This window comes from Pseudomonas sp. P4_C3 (assembly GCF_056402075.1).
In genome coordinates this window covers 1-3,985 of record NZ_JBFUIC010000346.1, presented here as the reverse complement: position 1 = coordinate 3,985, position 3,985 = coordinate 1, and the positions used below count along the sequence as shown (strand labels likewise).

The 3,985-nt window shown below is 55.5% G+C and carries 4 protein-coding genes; 3 read left to right on the top strand and 1 reads right to left on the bottom strand.

Going from position 1 to position 3,985, the window contains the following annotated elements; all coding sequences use genetic code 11:
- Both AC1DVH_RS27230 and AC1DVH_RS27225 read left to right on the top strand, forming a co-directional pair.
- A partial coding sequence (locus tag AC1DVH_RS27230) for a nitroreductase (RefSeq protein ID WP_477756406.1) occupies nt 1-692 on the top strand: 692 nt, incomplete at its 5' end.
- Nucleotides 693-800: 108 nt separating this feature from the next.
- Nucleotides 801-1,562 (top strand): NADPH-dependent F420 reductase, encoded by a 762-nt coding sequence (locus AC1DVH_RS27225; protein WP_477756405.1) that lies wholly within the window; start codon nt 801-803, stop codon nt 1,560-1,562.
- Between the two features lie 83 nt (nt 1,563-1,645).
- Here the strand turns inward: AC1DVH_RS27225 and AC1DVH_RS27220 are convergent, their stop codons facing one another.
- Nucleotides 1,646-2,569: a LysR family transcriptional regulator gene (locus tag AC1DVH_RS27220; protein WP_477756404.1), complete on the bottom strand. Its 924-nt coding sequence runs from the start codon at nt 2,567-2,569 to the stop codon at nt 1,646-1,648.
- A gap of 136 nt (nt 2,570-2,705) precedes the next feature.
- Here AC1DVH_RS27220 and AC1DVH_RS27215 point away from each other — a divergent pair, with 136 nt between their 5' ends.
- A complete protein-coding gene (locus tag AC1DVH_RS27215) occupies nt 2,706-3,761 on the top strand; it encodes a tartrate dehydrogenase (RefSeq protein WP_477756403.1) in 1,056 nt (351 codons plus the stop codon).
- Nucleotides 3,762-3,985 lie beyond the last annotated feature (224 nt).

Sequence of the window (3,985 nt, the reverse complement as noted above, 5' to 3'; positions counted from 1 at the left end):
ATGCTGATACAGCGCTGGATGACACCCTGCAATTTCAGAAGACGGCCCGTACACGGCGGTCTTTTCGTGGGTTTTTAGACACTCCTGTACCCGATCAGATCATCCAGGAGGTGTTGAAGGATGCCCAGTGCGCTCCCTCCAACTGCAACACCCAGCCGTGGGATGTTCATGTTGTCCGTGGCCAGAAATTGAAAGAGCTTTCGCAAATTCTCCACGCGAAAAATACTGCAGGCGAATTCACCCCAGACTTTTCGTTCGATATGGGGGCTTTTTACGGCCCCTATGGGGATCGCAAGAATGCACAGGGCAAAGCCTACTATGAGGCTATGAACGTTATGCGCGAAGACAAGGAGGGACGGCGGCGAGCGGCAGCCTTGAATTTGTCCTTTTTCAACGCCCCCCAGGCCGTTTTTTTATTCATGCCGGTGTTTGGTGACAATGTTCGAACTGCTGGCGACATTGGCATGTATGGCCAGACTTTCCTGCTGTCGCTTGCTGCCCGAGGGTTAGGCGGCATTCCGCAAACCTCGCTTGGTTTCTATGCAGCTACGATCCGAGAGGCGCTAGGTATTTCTGAAGAAATGAAAATGCTGTTTGGGATGTCATTCGGCTACCCGAACGAGAGCGCTCCAGGCAACCGCATGCATATGGATCGTGTGCCGGTTACCGACAGCGTTACCTTTCATTCTTGAAGAGTCGTATTTTCCTGAGTCAGGCGACATGCGTGCACACCTCAGATCTCCGGGGCTTCGCGACACGCTTGATTCATTCGCACACCCAGCCAAGCAGTAACTTGAATATTGTTTGTAGGTGAAGAGGTTATTGAAATGAAAATCGGAATTATCGGCGCCGGCAACATTGGGGCTACCCTTGCCCGTAAGCTCGCTGCGTGTGGCCATGAAGTCAAACTGGCAAACTCGAAGAGCCCTCAGACCATTCAGAACCTTGCTAGCGAAATCGGCGTACACGCCGTGACCAAGGAAGATGCTGTGTCCGAGGTAGACGTTGTGATCCTCTCGATCCCCTTCGCAAACTACCCTGATCTCAAGCAGACGTTGAGTAACGTTCCCGAGAAAACCGTCGTCATTGACACGTCCAATTACTACCCGGGACGTGACGGGGCGATCAAGGAAGTTGACGACGGCAAGCCCGAGAGCGTTTGGGTAAGCGAGCAGATTGGCCGCCCGGTCGTTAAGGCATGGAATGCCGTCCTCGCAGCTACCCTTGCCGATAAAGGCCAACCAGCCGGGTCTTCAACGCGTATAGCCCTACCTGTAGCTGGGGGGGACACCACCGCTGAGGCAATCGCGCAGGATCTTGTCGAGGATACGGGCTTTATCGCGCTTGCCGCTGGCAACCTTGAAGATTCGTGGCGTCAGCAACCAGGTACACCTGCTTACTGTACCGAGTTGACATTGCCGGAGCTGAAATTGGCGCTGTACGCGGCAGACAAGGCACGGGCGCCACAAAACCGCGACGCACTGATCGCCAGGTTCATGGCTCCCGGCAGTCAGTTTACACATGAGCAAATTGTTGCCACGAATCGTGCAATGACGSCCTGATCACGCAGTTTTAGCAATCGCTCAATCTCAGCGCCAGCTACCCCTCAATAGATATAACTGAAGTGGATGCCGTCAAACGCGATTCAGTCATGCATGGATTCCGCTTCATCCAGGTGATCGATGTGCTTGAAGCGCTCAACCAGAAAGTCGATCAGGCTGCGCACTCGCGCCGACAGGTGTAACTGTTGCGGGTAAACCGCGAAAACATCGGCGCGGGTTGGTGTCTGGTCTTCCAGCACTAATCGCAAGCGGCCACTGCGCACATAGCGGGCGATATCCCATTCTGCTCGCAGCAGAATTCCGTGGCCTTCCAACGCCCAATTCAGGGCCACCTCACCGTCATTGCAGCCCAATGCACCACGGACTTTGATGTTTTGTGTACGCCCACCGTGAGTAAAACTCCACACCCCGTAAGGCGTTTCGTTTTGCCGCAGAAAGATGCAGTTGTGTAGCTGTAAATCCGTGAGGCGTTGCGGCACGCCGTGTTTTTCCAGGTAGAGCGGTGAGGCGCATAACAGGCGACGGTTAGAGGCGATCTTGCGCGCGTGGAATGCCGCGTCGGGCAGGGTGCCGAAACGGATTCCCAGATCGAAACCGTGGGTCGCCAGATCCAGCGGGTGATCGCTGATTTCCAGCTGTATTTCCACCTCCGGGTACTGCGCGAAGAACGCGCCGAGGGCCGGGCCGATGTAACGACGGCCAAAGCCCAGCGACGCGTTGACCCGGATCAGACCTTTAGGTGTAGCCCGACTGCTGTTGATCAACTGCTCGACCTCATCGATCTGCGTCAGGATCCGGGCGGCATGGGAAAAAAGCAGTTCACCTTCTGAGGTCAGACTCATTGAGCGCGTGGTGCGATTCACCAGGCGGATGCCCAATCGAGCCTCCAGCGCGGTGAGACGCTTGCTCACCGCCGGTGGCGTGATGCCCAGCTCTCGCGCGGTCGCGGCGAGGCTGCCTTTGTTGGCCAGAAGGTAAAAAAATGACAAATCCAAGGTTGGGTTCATTCGTAACTCAAAGTTATTTATGTAGTGATTTTGAGTAACTCACACCTATTTGTTCACTACATATACTCCGCTCACACCCTGATTGAACAGCCCGTTCGACAGGCAAAACAAGAACGTTACGAGAGTGGAGTTGACCATGAGCGCATACAAAATTGCAGCGGTACCAGGTGATGGCATCGGTGTTGAAGTGATCGCCGCTGGCGTCGAGGTGCTGCAAGCCCTGTCGAAAAAATCTGGCTTCGACCTGGACTTCAAACATTTCGACTGGAACTCGGATAACTACCTGAAAAACGGTTACTACATTCCTGAAGGGGGTCTGGAAGAACTGAAAACCTTCGACGCGATTTTTTTTGGTGCCGTGGGAGCACTCAACGTACCGGATCACATTTCCCTGTGGGGCTTGCGCCTGCCGATCTGCCAGGGCTTCGATCAGTATGCCAACGTGCGTCCGGCTCGCGTGCTGCCTGGGGTGAAAAGCCCGCTGCTCAATGGTGACCAGATCGACTGGGTGGTGGTGCGGGAAAACTCCGAAGGTGAGTACTCCGGCAACGGCGGTCGTGTGCACCGGGGACTGCCGGAAGAGGTTGCCACTGAAGTGTCGGTATTCACCCGTGCCGGGGTGGAACGTATTCACCGCTTTGCCTTCGAACTGGCGCAAAGCCGCCCACGCAAACACCTGACCATGGTCACCAAGTCCAACGCCCAACGTCATGGCATGGTGTTGTGGGACGAAATTTTCTACGAAGTGGCCAAGGATTTCCCGGACGTCAAAATTGACAAGGAACTGGTCGACGCGATGACTACGCGCATGGTGCTCAAACCCTCCACGCTGGATGTGATCGTCGCCACCAACCTGCACGCTGACATTCTGTCCGATCTGGCAGCCGCGTTATCCGGCAGCCTGGGCATCGCACCGACCGCCAACCTGAACCCGTCGCGCAAATTCCCCTCGATGTTCGAACCGATCCACGGCTCGGCTTTCGACATCACCGGCAAAGGTGTGGCCAACCCGATTGCTACGTTCTGGACGGCGGCGATGATGCTCGAACACCTGGGCGAAGACGCTGCGGCGAAACAGCTGATGTCAGCCATCGAAGCGGTGACCGAAAGCGGTGTGCATACCCCTGATTTGGGTGGTACAGCCACCACCCGCCAGATCACGGATGCGGTCATCGCATTGATCAACCGCTGATATTTTCCAGCGATTCAAAGTAGTACTGCGGCACAACCCCAAGGGGCAGATCGCTGGATCTGACTCCTTGGCATTTCCTGACAACAATAAAAAATCAGGGCCCTGTCATGAAAAGAATATTCGGCAAACTCTATGTGCAAGTGCTGATCGCCGTGATCATCGGCGCCATCGTCGGCGTGGTCGTTCCCGAAACCGGCGCTGCGCTCAAACCCTTGGGCGATGCC

What these genes read in the sequence shown, in the direction of transcription:
- AC1DVH_RS27220 (WP_477756404.1), bottom strand. Translation starts at nt 2,569, where the DNA reads ATGAACCCAACCTTGGATTTGTCATTTTTTTACCTTCTGGCCAACAAA.
- AC1DVH_RS27215 (WP_477756403.1), top strand. Translation starts at nt 2,706, where the DNA reads ATGAGCGCATACAAAATTGCAGCGGTACCAGGTGATGGCATCGGTGTT.